The sequence below is a fragment of the Aureibacter tunicatorum genome (assembly GCF_036492635.1).
Taxonomy (GTDB): domain Bacteria; phylum Bacteroidota; class Bacteroidia; order Cytophagales; family Cyclobacteriaceae; genus Aureibacter; species Aureibacter tunicatorum.
The window spans coordinates 2,602,333-2,619,888 of sequence record NZ_AP025305.1 but is presented as its reverse complement, the minus strand read 5'-3'; the positions used below and the strand labels follow the sequence as shown (position 1 = coordinate 2,619,888).

At 36.1% G+C, this 17,556-nt stretch carries 18 protein-coding genes; 9 read left to right on the top strand and 9 right to left on the bottom strand.

Translation table 11 applies throughout. The features are described from left to right. Positions 1 to 85 precede the first annotated feature (85 nt). The 5 genes from secG to miaB all read right to left on the bottom strand — a co-directional run bounded on the left by secG (position 86) and on the right by miaB (position 4,833). Positions 86 to 442 (bottom strand): preprotein translocase subunit SecG, encoded by a 357-nt coding sequence (gene secG, locus AABK36_RS11245; RefSeq protein WP_309938964.1) that lies wholly within the window; start codon positions 440 to 442, stop codon positions 86 to 88. Further along, complete coding sequence (locus AABK36_RS11240; RefSeq protein WP_309938966.1) at positions 442 to 1,305, bottom strand: hypothetical protein; 864 nt, start codon at positions 1,303 to 1,305, stop codon at positions 442 to 444. The genes secG and AABK36_RS11240 overlap by 1 nt, the downstream gene beginning before the upstream one ends. 41 nt (positions 1,306 to 1,346) lie before the next feature. Then, positions 1,347 to 1,892 (bottom strand): LptE family protein, encoded by a 546-nt coding sequence (gene lptE / locus AABK36_RS11235; RefSeq protein WP_309938967.1) that lies wholly within the window; start codon positions 1,890 to 1,892, stop codon positions 1,347 to 1,349. 67 nt (positions 1,893 to 1,959) lie between these two features. Further along, positions 1,960 to 3,294 (bottom strand): sigma-54 interaction domain-containing protein, encoded by a 1,335-nt coding sequence (locus AABK36_RS11230; protein WP_309938968.1) that lies wholly within the window; start codon positions 3,292 to 3,294, stop codon positions 1,960 to 1,962. Positions 3,295 to 3,357: 63 nt separating this feature from the next. Next, the gene (gene miaB, locus AABK36_RS11225) at positions 3,358 to 4,833 is read right to left on the bottom strand and encodes a tRNA (N6-isopentenyl adenosine(37)-C2)-methylthiotransferase MiaB (protein WP_309938969.1); all 1,476 of its coding nucleotides are present in this window, start codon (positions 4,831 to 4,833) and stop codon (positions 3,358 to 3,360) included. A gap of 201 nt (positions 4,834 to 5,034) precedes the next feature. Between miaB and AABK36_RS11220 the strand changes: the two genes are divergently transcribed. Continuing rightward, the gene (locus AABK36_RS11220; RefSeq protein WP_309938970.1) at positions 5,035 to 5,862 is read left to right on the top strand and encodes a M48 family metalloprotease; all 828 of its coding nucleotides are present in this window, start codon (positions 5,035 to 5,037) and stop codon (positions 5,860 to 5,862) included. 47 nt (positions 5,863 to 5,909) lie between these two features. On the opposite strand, the gene AABK36_RS11215 is transcribed toward AABK36_RS11220, so the two are convergent. From AABK36_RS11215 to AABK36_RS11200, 4 genes are all read right to left on the bottom strand, one after another. Further along, on the bottom strand, positions 5,910 to 7,856 hold the full coding sequence (locus tag AABK36_RS11215; protein ID WP_309938971.1) for a T9SS type A sorting domain-containing protein: 1,947 nt from the start codon (positions 7,854 to 7,856) through the stop codon (positions 5,910 to 5,912). A 3-nt stretch (positions 7,857 to 7,859) separates the two neighbouring features. Next, positions 7,860 to 8,651 carry a PASTA domain-containing protein gene (locus AABK36_RS11210; RefSeq protein WP_309938972.1) on the bottom strand — a complete coding sequence of 264 codons (792 nt, stop codon included), beginning with the start codon at positions 8,649 to 8,651 and terminating at the stop codon, positions 7,860 to 7,862. Positions 8,652 to 8,748: 97 nt separating this feature from the next. Then, a complete protein-coding gene (locus tag AABK36_RS11205) occupies positions 8,749 to 9,828 on the bottom strand; it encodes a D-alanine--D-alanine ligase family protein (protein ID WP_309938973.1) in 1,080 nt (359 codons plus the stop codon). Between the two features lie 114 nt (positions 9,829 to 9,942). Next, complete coding sequence (locus AABK36_RS11200) at positions 9,943 to 12,099, bottom strand: M43 family zinc metalloprotease (RefSeq protein WP_309938974.1); 2,157 nt, start codon at positions 12,097 to 12,099, stop codon at positions 9,943 to 9,945. Positions 12,100 to 12,146: 47 nt separating this feature from the next. On the opposite strand from AABK36_RS11200, the gene AABK36_RS11195 reads away from it, so the two are divergent. The 8 genes from AABK36_RS11195 to AABK36_RS11160 are packed head-to-tail and all read left to right on the top strand — an operon-like array spanning position 12,147 to position 17,548. Next, entirely contained in the window at positions 12,147 to 12,674 is a 528-nt protein-coding gene (locus tag AABK36_RS11195; protein WP_309938975.1) for a YkgJ family cysteine cluster protein, read from the top strand. A gap of 33 nt (positions 12,675 to 12,707) precedes the next feature. Beyond that, on the top strand, positions 12,708 to 13,643 hold the full coding sequence (locus tag AABK36_RS11190; RefSeq protein ID WP_309938977.1) for a D-2-hydroxyacid dehydrogenase: 936 nt from the start codon (positions 12,708 to 12,710) through the stop codon (positions 13,641 to 13,643). Then, a complete protein-coding gene (locus tag AABK36_RS11185) occupies positions 13,624 to 14,625 on the top strand; it encodes an ion channel (protein WP_309938979.1) in 1,002 nt (333 codons plus the stop codon). Before AABK36_RS11190 ends, AABK36_RS11185 begins: the two co-directional genes overlap by 20 nt. 43 nt (positions 14,626 to 14,668) lie before the next feature. Continuing rightward, positions 14,669 to 14,869, top strand: coding sequence for a hypothetical protein (locus AABK36_RS11180; RefSeq protein WP_309938981.1), 201 nt, complete (start codon positions 14,669 to 14,671; stop codon positions 14,867 to 14,869). Then, the gene (locus tag AABK36_RS11175) at positions 14,866 to 15,297 is read left to right on the top strand and encodes a hypothetical protein (protein ID WP_309938983.1); all 432 of its coding nucleotides are present in this window, start codon (positions 14,866 to 14,868) and stop codon (positions 15,295 to 15,297) included. The genes AABK36_RS11180 and AABK36_RS11175 overlap by 4 nt, the downstream gene beginning before the upstream one ends. Continuing rightward, a complete protein-coding gene (locus AABK36_RS11170; protein WP_309938985.1) occupies positions 15,294 to 16,334 on the top strand; it encodes a Rieske 2Fe-2S domain-containing protein in 1,041 nt (346 codons plus the stop codon). The genes AABK36_RS11175 and AABK36_RS11170 overlap by 4 nt, the downstream gene beginning before the upstream one ends. Further along, positions 16,318 to 17,118, top strand: a complete 801-nt coding sequence (locus tag AABK36_RS11165) for a hypothetical protein (RefSeq protein WP_309938987.1) — start codon at positions 16,318 to 16,320, stop codon at positions 17,116 to 17,118. The genes AABK36_RS11170 and AABK36_RS11165 overlap by 17 nt, the downstream gene beginning before the upstream one ends. Beyond that, positions 17,096 to 17,548, top strand: a complete 453-nt coding sequence (locus tag AABK36_RS11160; protein WP_309938989.1) for a YHS domain-containing (seleno)protein — start codon at positions 17,096 to 17,098, stop codon at positions 17,546 to 17,548. Before AABK36_RS11165 ends, AABK36_RS11160 begins: the two co-directional genes overlap by 23 nt. The last annotated feature ends 8 nt before the right edge of the window (positions 17,549 to 17,556 follow it).

The window sequence follows — 17,556 nt, the reverse complement described above, 5'->3', positions numbered from 1 at the left end:
ATCAATGGAATATTTCTTTGATAACTGGAAATAAAAAAAGCCAGCTTTATAAGCTGGCTTTTGGCATATATTGTTTTGCTATATATTACTTAGCAGAATCTTCTTGAGCAGGAGCAGTGCTTTGAGGCAATTCCTCAGTTCCTCCGATAGTGTTTGGCAAACTCATGTCTTGCTGAGCTTTTTCAATATTAGGGCTCGAAAAAGTATTGTTGTTTTGTTCGTCGTCGATAAAGATCTTAGTGGAAAGAGTTAGCACCACAAGAGCAATAGCCAATCCCCAAGTCGTTTTTTCTAAAAAGTCGCCTGTTCTTTGCACGCCCATCAATTGGCTAGCGCCAGAAGCATTCGAGTTAAGTCCACCACCTTTTGACTTTTGAGCTAAAACTACTAAAATCAAAAGTACCGCAACAATAATGATTAGTGTGATAATTAATGTAAACATTATATATTTTTCTTTTTTAATTCTTCAATGTGTTTGGCAAATAAAGCTTTTTTTTCGGGAAATTTCAAGCTTAATTTCTCATAAATGTCAATGGATTCAGCATATTTCCCTTGGCTTTCATATATTTTGGCAAGGTTTTCGGATATAAAGTCGTCTTGAAATTGAGAACTATCTTCGGAAAGGTCGTTTTCACTAGTATCCAAGTTGTCTAAAGAGGGCCTGCTGATGCTGACATCATTATCCAAAAAGGAGTTTATGATATCTAATTGATCATTTACCTCAGGAGAATTTTCGGAAGAGTTTTCATAAAGAATATCATCGTTATCGATTTTGTGAATAGAACTTAGTATGTCGAATGTTTCTTCCTTATTATCCTCCTCTTTAGATTTTTTCTCTGATTGTTTTGTTTTTTCAATGAGCTCGCTAAGCTTGATCTTTTTTCTTTTTTGATTGGGTTTGTTCTTTTTGGGCAGAAAAGAGTCAAGCTTGAATGTGAACTCGTCTTTTTGTTGTTGAGCAGACTTTAAATTGTTCAGCACTTCCATATACAGGTCAGAGTTGTCATCGCTGATTGACGCTGTGGATGTGATATCTTCTATGTTGGAATCAAGATCGACTCCAAGGTCTTCAGGCATCGTTTCGATGATCTCCTTGAGTTTTTGCCTGCTCGGAGTATAAAGCGCAGCTTTTTCTAGCAGTCTGGACTTTTCTTTGAAGTTATGGTCATATGCGATTTTAGCCGCAAGCACCTTGTAGTAAGGGCAGAAGGGGTACATTTCAATTCGCGCTATGATATCACTGAAATCGTCCAAAGTGGCAAGAAATGGATTGTCAATAAGATCTACTAAACGATTATTATCCACTGCGGTGAAGTTTAACTTTACTTTATACTCAAATATATTAATTACCAGTTAGCAACTGTGGCATTGAAAATATCCAATACAATCTGATCCAGAATTTCATCAGTCAACTCAGGCTCTGCTGCTACTCTTGACGTCACGCTAGGGTCGTACTGTGCATTTTGAGAGAAACTTCTATTGTCGAAATCAAATTCATCATCGGAAATGTTAAGAAAACTTGCTTTGACTGTTATAATTAATTGTTCCACACCTGCTGCGTCAGTGTTAGCGTATTCTGTATTACCACCAGCGACAGGAGCTAGAGGCTTGTAGTCGAATTGAATAATACTTCCATCAATTTGCAAGTCTCCTCCACCTTCAACTATAATCAAGTTTGTATTTTGCTGGAAGAAATCTTGGAGTTTATTTGTGAATTCTTGGCTTATGTATGAAGGACCAAGACCTGTTTCATTGTAGAAATTGCTTATGGAAATTGTTTTAACTTTATTATAATCGATCGAAGCTCCTGTGAATGAGTATGAGATACAGGAATTGATCAAAAATATAATGGGAATGAACAATAAGTTCTGACGAATTTTCTTAAAGGTCATATAATATAGGTTTTGTTGCAATGTATTAAATTTTTTGGTTTTGGCTAAAATAAATTAATCAAGCTTTCTATTTTTCCAGACCATATTGTTTAATTTTTCTGTAAAGCGTTCTTTCTGAAATACCCAATTCTTGAGCCGCGTATTTTCTTTTATTGTTATGTTTTAATAGGGCTTTAGTAATAAGCTCTTTTTCATTTTTCTCAATTGATAGGCTTTCTTCGGAAGAATCATCGATTTCGTGGTCCGTAATGTCGATAGTGTTGTCTTCTTTATTTTCTTCAGGATTCGATATATTATGGCCTTTGACAGGACTTAACAGCAAGGGCGAAGCTCCTCCTGGCAAGTCCAAAAGTGGCGTTGATTTTGGAGAAGGTTGAGTTGAAGTCTTGTTGATTACATCATTATTGAATTCATCGAATAACTCAGCATGTTTTTCAACACAATCCGGATCAATATTGCCGGTTTTTACAATTTCCAGCACAAGATTTTTTAATTGATCCACTTCCTTTTTCATGTCAATGATAACCTTGTAAAGCAATTCGTGATCTTTCGAATTATTTGATTTGTCATCATTGTCATAGCTTTTGTAGCTAGTACTAGTCAAAGCTGTTGTCGATGGGAGGTATTTTGATAAGGTTTTACTGTCGATTTGCTTGTCGGTCTCCAGCACTGACATCTGTTCAGCAATATTCTTTAGTTGCCGTATGTTTCCCGGAAATCGAAACTTGAGCATTTCAAATTCCGCATCGGGGGTCAAGAAAATAGATTTTCTTCTATATTTTTCAGCAAAATCCATCGCAAACTTCCTGAAAAGAAGCAGGACATCTTCTCCTCGATCTCTTAATGGAGGAACGAAAATAGGCACTGTGTTGAGACGATAGTAAAGGTCTTCTCGAAATTTGCCTTTTTCAACCGCTTCTAGAAGTTTTACATTTGTGGCAGCGACAACTCTGACATCCGTTTTTTGGATTTTAGAGGAGCCAACTTTTATGTATTCTCCATTTTCAAGAATTCTTAGCAATCTCGCTTGGGTACTGAAAGGCATTTCTCCGATTTCATCCAAGAAAATTGTTCCTTTGTTGACGGTCTCGAAGTATCCTTTTCGGGTTTCAGCAGCGCCAGTAAAAGCACCTTTTTCATGTCCAAATAGTTCGGAATCAATAGTGCCCTCTGGTATCGCTCCACAATTGACAGCGATAAAGGGACCATGCTTTCTATGTGAAAGGTGGTGTATAATTTTGGAGAATGATTCTTTTCCGCTGCCGCTTTCACCAGTGATTAGGACAGTGAGGTCAGTAGGGGCAACTTGCATTGCAATTTCAATCGCTCGATTGATGGATTGGGAATTGCCGATGATGCCAAATCGTTGTTTTATTGATAAGATTTCTCCGTCTTGCAACATAACTTCTGTTGTGATCAGATTAAAAAAGGGGAAAGTATTAACTCTCCCCAAATAGAATAATTACTATTCGACTATTTCTCCCAATAGTGTAGCGCCAGTGCATGAAGTTACCAGCACATTGGCATATTGGCCTTTTTGATAATTCTTTTTGTCAAATACGATAACTTTGTTGGCAGTATTTCTTCCTTGAAGTTGGTCTTTTGACTTTTTAGAGTACCCTTCAATAAGCACTTTGTAGACTTTGCCGACATCAAGTTGATTTCTCATATGAGAAAGCTCTTGTTGTTTGCTGATGATTTCTTGAAGTCTTCTCTTTTTAACCTCCAGAGGAATGTCGTCTTCGTATTTTTTCTCAGCAAGAGTTCCAGGTCGCTCTGAGTAGAAGAACATGTATGAAAAATCATACTTTACGTATTCCATCAAACTAATTGTTTCTTGATGCTCTTCTTCAGTTTCAGTGCAGAATCCAGTGATCATATCAGATGAGATTCCGCATTCATCGCCAAGTATACGTCTTATCGAATCTATCTTATCGATATACTCTTCACGCGTATAAGTTCGGTTCATCAGCTTCAATACTCTTGTGTTTCCACTTTGAGCTGGGAAGTGAATGTATTTGCAAATGTTTTCATGCTTTTTCATCGCATATAAAACATCTTCAGTAATATCTTTTGGATGTGAAGTTGAGAATCTTACTCTAAGTTCTGGGCTAACTTCTGCCACCAATTCAAGTAGTTTCGCGAAGCTAACGATATCTTTGGCTTCTGATTTCTCGATGGCTTTTTTCTGGTTTTCATCAAGATCTTCTGCCCACTTGTAAGAGTCAACATTTTGGCCAAGCAAAGTAACCTCCTTGTAGCCTTGGTCGAATAATTCTTGAGCTTCTTTTACAATAGAATGCGGAGAACGGCTTCTTTCCCTTCCTCTTGTAAAAGGGACAACGCAAAATGAGCACATATTGTCACAACCTCTCATAATTGAAATGAAGGCTGTCACTCCATTTGAATTAAGCCTAACAGGGCTGATATCCGCATAAGTTTCTTCTTTGGACAGGAAGGTGTTTACCGCTTTTTGTCCATCATCCACCTTGCTTACCAAATTAGGCAAATCTCTGTAAGCGTCTGGTCCAACTACTAAATCAACGATTTTTTCCTCTTCAAGCAATTTTTCCTTAAGGCGCTCAGCCATGCAACCCAAAACACCAATCATCATCTCAGGCTTGCTCTTTTTTACAGAATTGAACTGTGATAGTCTTGTCCTAACAGTTTGTTCGGCTTTTTCTCGTATGGAACATGTGTTGAGAAATACGACATCTGCTTCTTCGAATTGGGATGTGGTATCAAACCCTTCTTTTTCCATAATTGAAGTGACAATCTCGCTATCCGAGAAGTTCATCTGGCATCCATAGCTTTCTATGTATAGCTTTCTTGATTTGCCAGTAGAAGTAGTTTTGGATACTCGCACAGTTTCACAGGCTTGCTCTTCCTTAGGCTGTTCCTGTTGTCCAAGGATTTCTATATCTTTGATTAATTCGCTCATTATTTGATTATCGGTGGAAGTGAGTTATCACTTGTGATAAACGTTTTAATTTTCAGTCTAATACACAAAGATAATAAAAATTAATTTATCGGCCATTTTGTCAGAGCGAGGATTTGGTTAGAATAACTGCTCTAAGGTGCTATAACTTTTAATTTTCACTAAAAATGAGTTATTTGCGGAAAGAAAATAATTGGAATAATTATGAGAAAAATTTATAGAAAGCTCTCAATAGTTGCCATTGCCTTTGCTATGTTGTCGGGTTGTCAATCTGGGCAAAGCTTGTCGAGTCAGATAAACAATCTATTGTTCCCTGTTTCGCAAGACGTGCAGTTAGGAGCTGAGTATAGCAAACAAATTGATGCTGAATATGCCGATAAAATTTTGGATAGAAATGAGTATAAAGAGGCTTATGACTATTTGGAAAATATGAAACAGCGTATCCTCAATTCCGGTGCTGTGCAATATAAAGATGAATTTGCTTGGGAAGTGAAGATTATTCGTGAAGATGAGCAATTGAACGCATTTTGCACGCCTGGTGGATACATATATGTCTTTACCGGTTTGATAAATTACCTATCCAATGAAGATGATTTAGCAGGTGTTATGGGACATGAAATTGCTCATGCAGATTTAAGACATTCCAGTCGTCAGATGCAAAGCCAATATGGAGCTCAAATAGTTCAGGAAATACTGCTTGGGGAGCAGAGTGATTTGGTTAAGCAATTGGCAAATCAATTCGTGGGAATAGGATTGTTGAAGTATAGCAGAGATCATGAAACAGAATCGGATTTGGCATCGGTAAAATATCTGAGCGGAACGCCTTATAAATGCGATGGGGCTGCTTCATTTTTTAAACAATTGGAGGCCGATGGTCAAAGTCCTGGCGTGCCTGAGTTTTTGTCGACACATCCAGCACCTGCAAGAAGAGTGGAGAATATAACTGATGAGGCGGGTAGGTTAGGTTGTGAAACGAGCTATAAAGAACCTAATGAATATGATATGTTTAAGCAAAGTATTGCGAAGAAATAATTTCAAAAAACGCGACTTAATACAAGTCGCGTTTTTTGAAAATAGGGTTATCTAATAATGATTTTTTTAACAGCATAACCTTTGGCTGTTAGTACTTTGACGATATAAATGCCAGAAGGTAAAAAGCTAATGTTTATTTGCTGTATATTTTTAATGCTTGAATCTTGTTGATAAACAATGTTGCCTGATATATCATGAATTGATATGCTATTGATAGTTGACAACGATTCAACTGTAAATTCTCCAGAATTTGGATTAGGGTATACCTTTACATTAAGATCAATGTCTTCTATACCACTTATGATTTCATTCTTTTTAAAAACAGGCCTTAATAATAGACTCCCTTGGGCTTTATCAAATTTCGTAAATGTTGTACCGGTTTGAAGTTCGTAAATTTTTTGAGTTTTGCCTTTAATGATCTCTTTGCCTTCTTGATCGAATTCTACAGGGTCTGAAACACTGTTGTTTAAGTCCATTCCTACCGCTATTGCCGAAGAGCTTATTTTCCAGCCAATGTATACAGTGTCTTCCACTAAGATTCTTTTACTTAATTTATACTCTATAAAGTTTTCATAGTCAGACGAAGCTCTTGATACTACATTTTCTAGGTGTATAAGCTCATTGCTTGAGTTATCGTCCGTTTTGATTTTTTTATAGATGACAATATCAAAAGGAACACCTGTTTCTGGACGAAATCTATCAATAGAAGGAAGGTTGATATGTATATGCGTTAAAGTATCAGGCATTAATGTCACAAATTCCTGACAAATCACACTGCCTTGTTGCAAGGTTCTGATAGAAATTTCAGATTCACCATCATCATAAGCATAGTGCTCAGCTAATTTGAATGTTGTCCTTAACGTGTCGTTCAATCTTAAATCAACATTTTCATAGAATCCTCCGGAATGATCTTTCAAATAAGTATCTCCTGTAGCTAATTCAGTGACAAGCTCTAAATTTATGCTATCCATTGATGTGTCGATATTCTCAATTTCAAATGGTTCAGCGGCTTGAATTAAGGCGAAAGACTTGGGACCTATATTCTCGTCAACATCGTCAGGTGTCGCTAAGGTTTGAATGATTTCTCCAGTAGCCTTGTTCTTTACATGCATATAATATTGTATTGGTTGGCCAATATCATTCATGTTGTACATGCGTGTATGGGGTCTGAAATTATTGCTAAGCGTTTGATTTTGAAGAGCATTAAGCGGTATTTCTGTATAGCTGTCGAATAGTCTTGTATGCTTGTCTACCAAGGTTCTGTCTTCGTAAGCAGTATTAGCTTGGTTGCTTTCATGATTTGTCAAAAGAATATAATCCAAAAGCCAAACAGCAAATTCTCCAGATTGAAGTCCGTATGATTTAAAAGCGAATCTAAATCTTTCGGATTGCATTTCTGGAGAGACCTTAATACTTTCTTGAGTGAATTTTGTGAAGTTTTCCTCTATGATGTCTTCCCCTTTAATGCTCCATACAGTGCTCCATATTGAATCTGCATTCATAAATTGAAGAACTAGAGAATCATCTTCGGTTGTCGGTCGAAATGAGTAATCCATTGGCGCTTGCCAAAAGAAACTTAAGAACACATTGTCTTTATTGCTTTCATTTAAGTAGCTCCAATCTATCGTATGAGAGACCAAACTGTCTGTAACACCTTTTGAATAAGGATCGCTTGAAACAGTCGAGCCATCATTGTTAAGGGCAGAAAGCATGGCAACTTGGTAACTAGGGTTGTCAATGCCTTTGTCGGATCTTATGGATGTAGTCAAGGGGCCATATAGCCATTTATTTTGATCAGGGCCAATATTGGCTTTTGAAAAATCATCCCAAAATGGAAAAGGTGTTTTTAAATTAGGATCCTCGCTAAGGCGTCTGGAACTCTGATGTTTTTTAGTTTTGTTCAAAGGAATAATTTCCACTTGAGCATTCACTTCAATCCAAGTCGCAGAGGCAAATAAAAAAAATAATATGGCTATATATCTATCTCTTCCCATGTTTTATTCAATATCTAATGAGTCTTGCAATAGGTATTCATTGTAATTACCTACCCAAAGATCCACGCTTTGTCCTACCTTTACTTTTTCTTCAAATTCAGGGTTTTGCTTGATCACTTTCCCCATTAAGCTATCTGCTACATTTACGTTAATGATACTGCCCAATTTTAAATTTGAACCTAAAATTGCCATTTCGGCTTCATCCAGTGGCATATTAATATAGTCGCCTATTTCAAAAGCAGTTTTTCCTAAGCCGTCTCCTATGACAAGGTCTATTGAAGAGCCTTTATAAATTTTTTGGCCAGGTTCTATTTCTTCACCGTCTAATTTTTGTTTTAGAACAGCATTAATAGCCAAATCTGGAACATATTCAATGGAACCTAACTTTAAGCCTAAGCTTTCAAGAATTATTCGGGCATTTTTCAATGAACCATCGATAAGGTTAGGCATTTTGATTTGAGGAGGAGTGGAAGCGTTTAATGTCAAATAAATTTTTCGATTTTCTTTTACTCTGCTTCCTGCTTTAGGCTCTTGTTTCAATACGGATTTTACAGGAAACTCTGCTGAATATCCTGAGTCGCTTTTGATGACGTAATTTAAATGTCTTTGAGTTAGAAATTCTTCAAGTTGGTCTTCTCTCACTCCTTTTAAATTAGGAACAGTGATAGTTTCGTCATGCTTGGTGATATATGGTAGGTAAACATTGAAATATCCATACAAAACCATCATAGTGACAACTCCCATTATCGCTAAGTTAGCAACAGAAAAACCTATATTTTTTAATTTATCGCGCATTTTGATGAGTCAATTTATTGCTTGAGATTTTTAAGTTAAAATTGTATCTAATCTCTTTAGATATGTATGATAATAAATAATAATATAAAAAGGAATATTATTGACTAAAAATGGAGTCAAATTTCCTTTGCTTTTCATTTTTTTGATGAAAACGGTCAATTGCCATTTCCACTAATTGATTGATAAGCTCGTTGTAGCTTATGCCTTTCTCTTTCCATAGCGATGGAAACATGCTTGAATTGGTGAAGCCAGGAAGCGTATTGATTTCATTGATATATATTTTGCCATCATCAGAAAGAAAAATGTCAACTCTAGCAAAATCATCGCAGGCTAAGGCTTTGAAGGCTTCAATTGAATGCTTTTTAATTTGTTGGGCAATCTCAGAGTCAATGATAGCTGGAACATTGATTTTCACGGCTAAGGGGTCTACATATTTTGCCTCAAAGGTATAAAATTCGTAGGATTCGTCAATAACTATTTCTCCTGGCTCTGATGCCATAGGGTTGTCATTGCCCAAGATAGCGCATTCCAATTCTCTGCCGCTGATGAATTCTTCGAATAGAACTTTTTCATCATAAGTAAAAGCTTCTTTTATCGCTTTTTTAAAATCATCTTCAGTTTTAACCTTCATTACACCGACTGATGAGCCAAGATTGGCTGGCTTTGAAATAAAAGGCAAGCCAATTTTGTTAACTACACTTTGGAAGGTGATTTCAGTTTGTTGAGATTTGTTGAAGTAGGCGTATTTAGTTACTGGGATGCCAAATTTCTCTAATATTAATTTGCTGTAAACCTTGTCAATGCATAGAGCTGAGCCAAGGACATTAGTTCCGACTATAGGTAGGTTAAGTGTATTGAACAATCCCTGTATATTTCCATCTTCACCGTCAGTACCGTGCACAATGGGAAAAACAACGTCCAAGCCAATGCATTCGTTTGTTCTAGTGTTAATCAAGTCGGGAGATTGGCTGTCGAATTTCCAATGAAGAGGATCTCCTTTGGCAATATCAGGATTTGGTTCCGAGTTTAAGAACCATTTTCCATTTTTATCAATCCCAATGGCTATTATTTCTAATTTGTTTTTGTCAGCATTTTGGTAAATATTAACCGCTGATTTGATAGAAATATCATGTTCCACGGATTTTCCTCCGTAAATCAACCCAACTTTCTTGATCATGTCGTATTCGTATATGATAAAATAAGTTTCTAATTCAATCTGTAAAATTAGAAACTTATTGAAGATAAAGAAGTCAAAAGCTAAAGTTTAATCTAAGAATTGCAAGCTTTGCTTTTATCGAAGGATAATTTTATCGGTTTCAATACTGTTTTTGTAGGCAATTTTAATAAAGTAAATGCCTTGAGGTTCTTTACTCAAATCAATTTCCTGAATTTGATTGATTGTGCCATCAAAATTTATGGATTTAACGATTCTACCTGAAATACTATAGATATTGCATGTGATATCTTGGCGTTCATTTAGGTTGAAACGAATTTTAAAGCGTTTGTTTTTAGTTGGATTTGGGAAAATTAAATGACTGTTTTCTTCAGGCTTTTTTGTATTCAAAACATCATTTTCGTAGAAATTTATTTCATGAATTCCCATTAATCCTTTAAGCCCTCCTTTTTTTACTAAGCCAATTCTTAAGTTTTCTTCTTGTAAAAAACTGTTTAAGTTGATTTTTTCAGAAAGGGAAACATTACTTTTAAAGTGTCCTTGCGTATTATTTAGTTCAATAGTATCTAATAGAATGTATCTCTCAGGCAACTCTGTTGAGTAATATACAAATAATGAGTCTGAGGAATTATTGTCTTCTGCTTGAAATGTGTAGCCGATTTCCAAATATGCTTCTGAAACTTCTTTTACGTTTAGCAACGGTGAAACTAGCCAAGCTTCATCGTTTATATAATTGTTATCTGTAAGAGTCAAAAAAGAAATTTCTTTATTGTTTTCAATAATTGTCGAGTCTTTCCAGGCAAAACGATTTAGTTTGCTGACTTTCGCCCATTTATTGCTGTTTTCATCTTCATATTCAAAACTAATTTTATATGGGATAAAATCCGATTTAGTGTGCAAATAACTATTAAGATTTGTTGAAAAGTTATTGCTTGGGTTAAAATCATATATGTCTTCATCGATAATTTCGACTTCAACGTCAAAAGTGGCAATACTATCAATATATGATAAGCTCTTTGGCGAAATGATTTTATTTACCGTTGAGTTTTGAGTAAAAAGAGGTAATGATTTTAATGTGTCATTATATGCTACGGATTGACTTTTGACCGAAAATGCAACATTGTTGATTTGATTTCCTAGATTTTTTGCAATGATATTAATATCAATGTCGGGTGTGGATGTGACAATAGGATATTCTACGTCAAATAACGCTAAATCATAATAGTCGCTAGGGTCAACAGGAATCAGAGCATCGGAAGTCAGTAAACTAAGCCTTCTTGGACTGTTGTTCAGAACAACTTCTACGCGATCTTTTTGACCATGCGTAAACATGGTCATGCATGCATCAAGCGTGTAATCCATGTAGTTCTCAATCATTGTTTGTTGACCGCAGGACATGATCGGTTGAGTTAAGTCGCAACCTCCAGTGTACGATCCGCTGGTCATAGGAGTATCCTCCACATAGTCGTCATTACTGCATCCTCCTGTGCCCCAAGTATGAAATAAGCCAAGGTAATGGCCCATTTCATGGGTGAGCGTTCTGCCTAAATCATAGTCTTCTTCTAAAATAGGATATGGCCCTCCAAAATCATTTGACCCAAAAGCCGTGTAGTTTACAATGACACCATCTTCTTGAGGTGTGCTTCCAAGTGCTTCCATGCCTGGTAAATTGCTGACAGGCCAGCTTGAAAAGCCTAGGTCATTGCCATAATCGCAAACCCAGATATTAAAATATTTTTCGGGATCCCACTGGATAATTGATTTAAGACTTTCCTCTTTATACAGCCAATTGCTATTTCCTCCATAAGATCTTGTAATACCATTAGTGGGGTTCCCCTGTGGATCTCTTTTGGCTAAAATTAATTCAATATTCAAGCTTGTAGCATAAGGTTTGAATACTTCAGGTGTATTAATGAAGTTCGCATTTTCCAATGCTAAGTCAACATTTGTAGCTTTGATCTGAGAGAGTATTTGCTCATCTGTAATATTGCTTTCCACTCCATAAGATTCTCCTTTGTGGATAATGTGCACGACAATTGGAAGTCTATATTTGGTTTCAGCTTTGCGAGTGGCTTGGTTTACTGATTGAATTAATCTTTGTTGACTAAGCATGCCTTGCATCCATTCTTCAAATTGGTTTGGATATGCAATTCCCCTTCTTTGATTATTGTCATTTGGATATCCATTATTGTGACATCTCGTGCGTTGTGCGTAACTTTGCGTTGAAAAAATGCAGAGTAAAATGAGAAATACTGTGGATAGAACTTTATTCATAGCTCAGATTTAAATTTCATTTTAATACTACAATATATGCTATTTTTTTGTCAAAAAAGAAAGAAAAAGTCGAAATTGAAAATATTAAATTAATGTTGTTGGAAGAATTCAAGGGCCTGAAGAAAGAAAATTTTGAAAAATTAAATGATACAGCGAAAAAGTTAAGAAAACTCAAGGATGGAAAGGTCGACAATGCCGTTCATGCATTGCATGATGAAGTATTCGATGAAATTGATTGTCTGGAATGCGCTAATTGTTGCAAGACTACCAGCCCTATTTTTTTAGAGTCTGATATTGAGAGGCTCGCTAAAGCATTTAAAATGAAGGTCAAGGACTTTATAGATTCTTATTTACATAAGGACAAAGAGGGGGATTATGTATTGAATGAAGCTCCATGCCCTTTTTTGGGCTATGACAACAAATGCATAGCATATCAACATAGACCAAAGGCTTGTAGAGAGTATCCGCATACAAATAGAAAAAGGTTCAAGCAGATTATAAATCTTTCATTAACAAATGCGACCATTTGTCCCGCGGTATATCAAATTTTCCTTAAATTGGAACATAAAGTATAGTTGTCACATAATAAAAAAAATAATTTTTAAGCTATGAATATTGTTTTGTTAGATGCGGAAACGCTTGGAAATGTAGCCAATTTAGAGAAAGTCAAAGAATTGGGACATTTGGTTTCATATCCTAGAACTTCGCCCGAACAAGTGCAGGAGAGAATCAAGGATGCGAATATTATTATCACCAACAAAGTGGTGCTTGGGAAAAGTGAAATAGATGCGGCTGAAAATTTGAAACTAATTTGTATAGCTGCAACAGGAACAAACAATATTGATCTAGACTATGCGAAATCGAGAGATATTCCTGTGAAGAATGTGGCGGGATATTCAACGGAAAGCGTGGCACAGGCAACTTTTTCGATGTTATTGAGCTTGATAAATCATCTTTCATATTATGATGAATATGCTAAAAACGATTATGCGTCATCAGGGCTTTTTACTCATATTGGTCCAACAATTTGGGAGTTGAAAGGCAAAAGGTTTGGAATAATAGGCCTTGGGAATATTGGTAAAAGAGTAGCGTTTATTGCTCAGGCTTTCGGATGCGAGGTTGTCTATTACTCATCTTCTGGAAAGAGCAGAGATGAAAAGCTTCAAAGGTTGGAATTAGAAGAATTGTTAACCACATCAGATATCGTTACTATTCATGCACCTCTAAATGAAAAGACAAAAGAGCTTATAGGAAAGAAAGAGTTGTCTCATATGAAAAGCAATGCGATATTAATCAATGTAGGAAGAGGAGGAATCGTAGTGGAAAGTGACTTGGCAAATGCCTTGGAGCAAGGAGAGCTTGCGGGAGCAGGCTTGGATGTTTTTGAAAAAGAACCAGTAGCTAGCGAGAATCCTTTGCTTAAGATTAATTGTCCCGAAAAATTGATAATGCAACCTCATGTGGCTTGGTCTAGCCAGGAAGCAAGAGAAACATTGGTTGAGGGAATCATTCAAAATATTTTGGATGCAAATATTTCTATTTGATAATTGCGATTTTTTAAATATTGTGATAAACAATTTTAATAAATATTTCTTCGGAGAGGATGTGAAAGATCAAGATATTGGATTTTCAGTGTCCTCTCGCAAAGAAAAGTCCCGTTTGATTAATGATGACGGGAATTTCAATGTTAAGCGATTCGAAAAGTCGCTAAAGTTTCAAGACGTTTATTATTGGTTATTAAGCCTTCGGTGGTCAGGTTTTTTGTTGTTGGCTTTTGGCTTTATTGTTTTGAATAACTTGGTGTTTGCAGTGATCTATTTTGCTATAGGTGCTGAGTTTATAGACGGGGCTGATATTGGTTATAATTGGGAAGCTTTTGACGATTGCTTGTATTTTAGTTTTCAAACCTTTACAACAGTCGGGTACGGAGCAATGAGCCCTATTGGAGTTTTGCCCAACGTCGTTGCTTCGATAGAGGCGGTCCATGGGCTGATTACTTTTTCATTGGTAACAGCACTGATCTATGCTCGATTTTCCAAGCCTACATCTAAAATAAGGTTTAGCAAAGACATGTTGATTTCGCCATGGAAGGATGGAAAAGATGCGTTGATGTTTCGACTGGTCAATGAACGTTCTGATATCTTGATAGAGATGAAAGTGACCGTTGTTATGGTTATTTCAGAAAAGCATGAAGATTCGTTTGTGAATAAATTTCATAAACTGGAATTGGAGCATGACTCAATTTTATATTTTCCATTGAACTGGACAGTAGTGCATCCAATTGATGAAAATAGCCCAATATATAAGTTAGGGATGGAAAATAAGTCAAAGTGGGAATTTGTCGTTCAAGTTCAAGGGTTTGACAATACATTCAGTCAGGTGATTTATCAGCGCAAATCATATCTTGGTTCGCAGATTGTTGAAAAAGCAAAGTTCAATAGAATGTTCCATATTAATGATTTGGGAGAGACAGAGCTGTATATTGATAGATTGGATGATTATTTTAAATCAACTGAATCCGAGTGATATAATGGTATAGAATATGCGAGAGAATAAAAAATGTTAGTTTATGATCATCGCAAATTTATTGTATTACTCGGTATTGGTTTACCTGTTTTTAGGAACGCTGTTTGGGCTATTTTTTGCTTTTTACGGAGCTTCGAAGCTGGATAAAGAGTTTCGGGACAGTAGCTTTTTAATGAACTTAATGGTGTTTCCAGGAGCTTTAGCTTTGTGGTGGTTATTGTTGCCAAAATTTTTTAAGAAATGATCTATAGGCTAAGGCGGATACATTATAATGTTTGGCTGATTTTTGCTTTTCTTCTCACCGGATTATTGATTCTGGCATATGCTACCAGACCGGCTACTTTGTATGAGTTGGTTATCTCCCAAGATATTTCTCCTCAGTTGGGGGAAGTAGTGAAAACTTCACAAACAAATTATTTATTAGTGAATATCAGGCAAATTCATCGGTCAAATCCTAATGATATCCAGTTGGAGATATTGGTTAAAAAGCCTTTGAAAGCTCCGTTTGGGATACTGTCAGTCTTGACAAAAAGCAAGGAAATTATAGTAGGTCGAATAGGCCAAAAAGGAGTTTATAGATTTAGGCTACGGAATATAGATATAGATGAAATGAAAGCAATAGTAGTTTCTGACGCAATCAAGGACAGTTATTTGATGGAGGTGGGCTTATGAGCGTAGGATATGTGCCTGTACAATGGAATCGATTTAAGAAGTTGTATGACAAAATTATTTTCGCTTTTGTAATTCTTTACGTCGTAGGTTTTACGGGGTTTTCATTGGTTTTTAATCCAAATATTACTGTGGAGACACTGATGATAAGAGCTTCAGGGACATTGGCGTTTTTGATGCTGACTATTATTTTATCTATCGGGCCATTAACCAGAATAAATAGAAAGTTCCTGCCTTTGCTGTATAATAGGAGGCACTTGGGAGTTTCAATGTTTACGATAGGGTTGATTCACGGAGCTTTGGTTCTTTATCAATTTCATGCTTTAGGAAATGTTAACCCTTTATTCTCCTTGTTTTTTTCTAATCTCCAATACAATTCATTTGCTAATTTTCCATTTCAAGTTTTAGGCTTTATCGCTTTGATGATTTTTTATGTTATGTTTTCCACAAGCCATGATTTTTGGTTGAAAAACTTAAGTCCTAAAACTTGGAAGTTGCTGCATATGCTTGTTTATGTTTCATACTTTTTGATTATAGGGCATGTAGTGTTGGGTGCGTTTCAACAAGAAAAATCATTATGGATTTATTTGCCGGTTTCATTGAGCGTTGTGATGATCGCCTTGTTGCATGTTTGGTCAGCTATTCTTGATAAAAAGATAGACAATGAGAAGCTAAAGGGGAATGAAGAGTTTTTATATGCTTGTAGAATAGGGGATATCGATGACAATAGAGCTAAGATTGTGTTTGCAGGAGAAGAGAGGGTTGCCATATTCAAATATGAAGGAAAACTGGCTGCTGTGTCTAATGTGTGCAAGCATCAAAATGGGCCAATAGGAGAAGGAAAAGTTGTGAAAGGTTGTATCACTTGTCCTTGGCACGGCTATCAATATCAACCAAATGATGGGTGTTCGCCTCCTCCCTTTGATGAGAAAATATCAACTTATCAAATCAAATTGGTGGAAGATGCGATTTATATACACCCTCGTGCAAATGAAGAAGGTATGGAACAAAAGCCAATTGAATATGAAAAAGGAGAATGAAGAGTTTTTCATAGGTTGGAACGGCAAGCTGGGGAGTTCTACGAAAAAAGTCTTGAAGAGGACTTTGGGTTTATTCGCTATTACGTGGTTGGTTTTTGTAATGATTTTTACTTTAGCTACGACTAAAGCCATAAATTCCGAATTTGAGCTATATAATAGAATTTATATTTCAGGAGTGTTTCACTCCAGTCCCGCTCCAATGCTTAAGGTTAAAAACAGCGGTTTATTTGAAAACATTCTATTGGTTGGGTTTGGTAAACATGGCTTTGAAAAACTAAACAGTGAAATTAGCGAGGAATTTGGAGGTTTGGAGGGAAAGCATATGAGTTTGTACGGGAACTTAATTTACTACAATGGGAAGACGGTTTTTCAGGTGCTGGATCATAACCCCCAAGATGTTTATAAAGACCAATATTTTAAGCCAATCAATGCAGAGTTGTTGGGCGAGACAACACTTGAAGGAGAAATAATTGATCCTAAATGTTATTTTGGAGTAATGAAGCCCGGTCGCGGAAGAATACACCGCTCATGTGCAGTAAGATGTTTGTCAGGAGGAATACCTCCAGTGTTTTTGATAAGAACAGAGATAGGGAATGAACAATACTATTTATTGCATTTGGAGCAGATGAAATTAGAGGATTTCATACCATTAGTTGGCAAACAGATTCAATTGAAAGGGATGGTCGAACAGTATGAGGATTGGTTGGTTTTGAATGTTAGAAAAAATGACTTTCTGATCTTGAATGAAAATAGTGATGTGTATGAAAACGAAGAGTTTGATTAGTTTGATAATGTTATTGTTGCCTTTATGGACAATGGCTCAAGAGTCTAAGCAATATAATTTAGAAAAAGGAGTAGGCTCCAAAGGGTATGATGTGGTTTCATATTTTGACAATTCAGCTAAAAAAGGAAGCAAAAAGATCTCTGCTGAGTATAAAGGAGTGAAGTATTATTTTTCTTCAGATGCAAATAAAGCTAAGTTTGAGAAAAATCCAGAAAAATATGCACCTCAATATGGAGGCTGGTGTGCTTATGCAATGGGGAAAGAAGCTGAGAAAGTGGATGTAGATCCTAATACGTTTGAAATTATGGATGGTAAGTTGTATCTTTTTTACAATAAGTTTTTCAATAATACAAAAGAGAAGTGGGATAAAAATCCAGAGCAATTGAGGAAGTTAGCGGATGAAAACTGGCAAAAGATTTTAAGAAAATAGAGTTAGGT

Coding starts and splice junctions, on each gene's coding strand:
- AABK36_RS11215 (WP_309938971.1), bottom strand. CDS start 7,856: ATGGGAAGAGATAGATATATAGCCATATTATTTTTTTTATTTGCCTCT.
- AABK36_RS11185 (WP_309938979.1), top strand. CDS start 13,624: ATGCAAATATTTCTATTTGATAATTGCGATTTTTTAAATATTGTGATA.
- AABK36_RS11180 (WP_309938981.1), top strand. CDS start 14,669: ATGATCATCGCAAATTTATTGTATTACTCGGTATTGGTTTACCTGTTT.
- AABK36_RS11165 (WP_309938987.1), top strand. CDS start 16,318: ATGAAAAAGGAGAATGAAGAGTTTTTCATAGGTTGGAACGGCAAGCTG.
- secG (WP_309938964.1), bottom strand. CDS start 442: ATGTTTACATTAATTATCACACTAATCATTATTGTTGCGGTACTTTTG.
- lptE (WP_309938967.1), bottom strand. CDS start 1,892: ATGACCTTTAAGAAAATTCGTCAGAACTTATTGTTCATTCCCATTATA.
- AABK36_RS11205 (WP_309938973.1), bottom strand. CDS start 9,828: ATGATCAAGAAAGTTGGGTTGATTTACGGAGGAAAATCCGTGGAACAT.
- AABK36_RS11160 (WP_309938989.1), top strand. CDS start 17,096: ATGAAAACGAAGAGTTTGATTAGTTTGATAATGTTATTGTTGCCTTTA.
- AABK36_RS11175 (WP_309938983.1), top strand. CDS start 14,866: ATGATCTATAGGCTAAGGCGGATACATTATAATGTTTGGCTGATTTTT.
- AABK36_RS11170 (WP_309938985.1), top strand. CDS start 15,294: ATGAGCGTAGGATATGTGCCTGTACAATGGAATCGATTTAAGAAGTTG.
- AABK36_RS11220 (WP_309938970.1), top strand. CDS start 5,035: ATGAGAAAAATTTATAGAAAGCTCTCAATAGTTGCCATTGCCTTTGCT.
- AABK36_RS11210 (WP_309938972.1), bottom strand. CDS start 8,651: ATGCGCGATAAATTAAAAAATATAGGTTTTTCTGTTGCTAACTTAGCG.
- AABK36_RS11230 (WP_309938968.1), bottom strand. CDS start 3,294: ATGTTGCAAGACGGAGAAATCTTATCAATAAAACAACGATTTGGCATC.
- AABK36_RS11190 (WP_309938977.1), top strand. CDS start 12,708: ATGAATATTGTTTTGTTAGATGCGGAAACGCTTGGAAATGTAGCCAAT.
- miaB (WP_309938969.1), bottom strand. CDS start 4,833: ATGAGCGAATTAATCAAAGATATAGAAATCCTTGGACAACAGGAACAG.
- AABK36_RS11200 (WP_309938974.1), bottom strand. CDS start 12,099: ATGAATAAAGTTCTATCCACAGTATTTCTCATTTTACTCTGCATTTTT.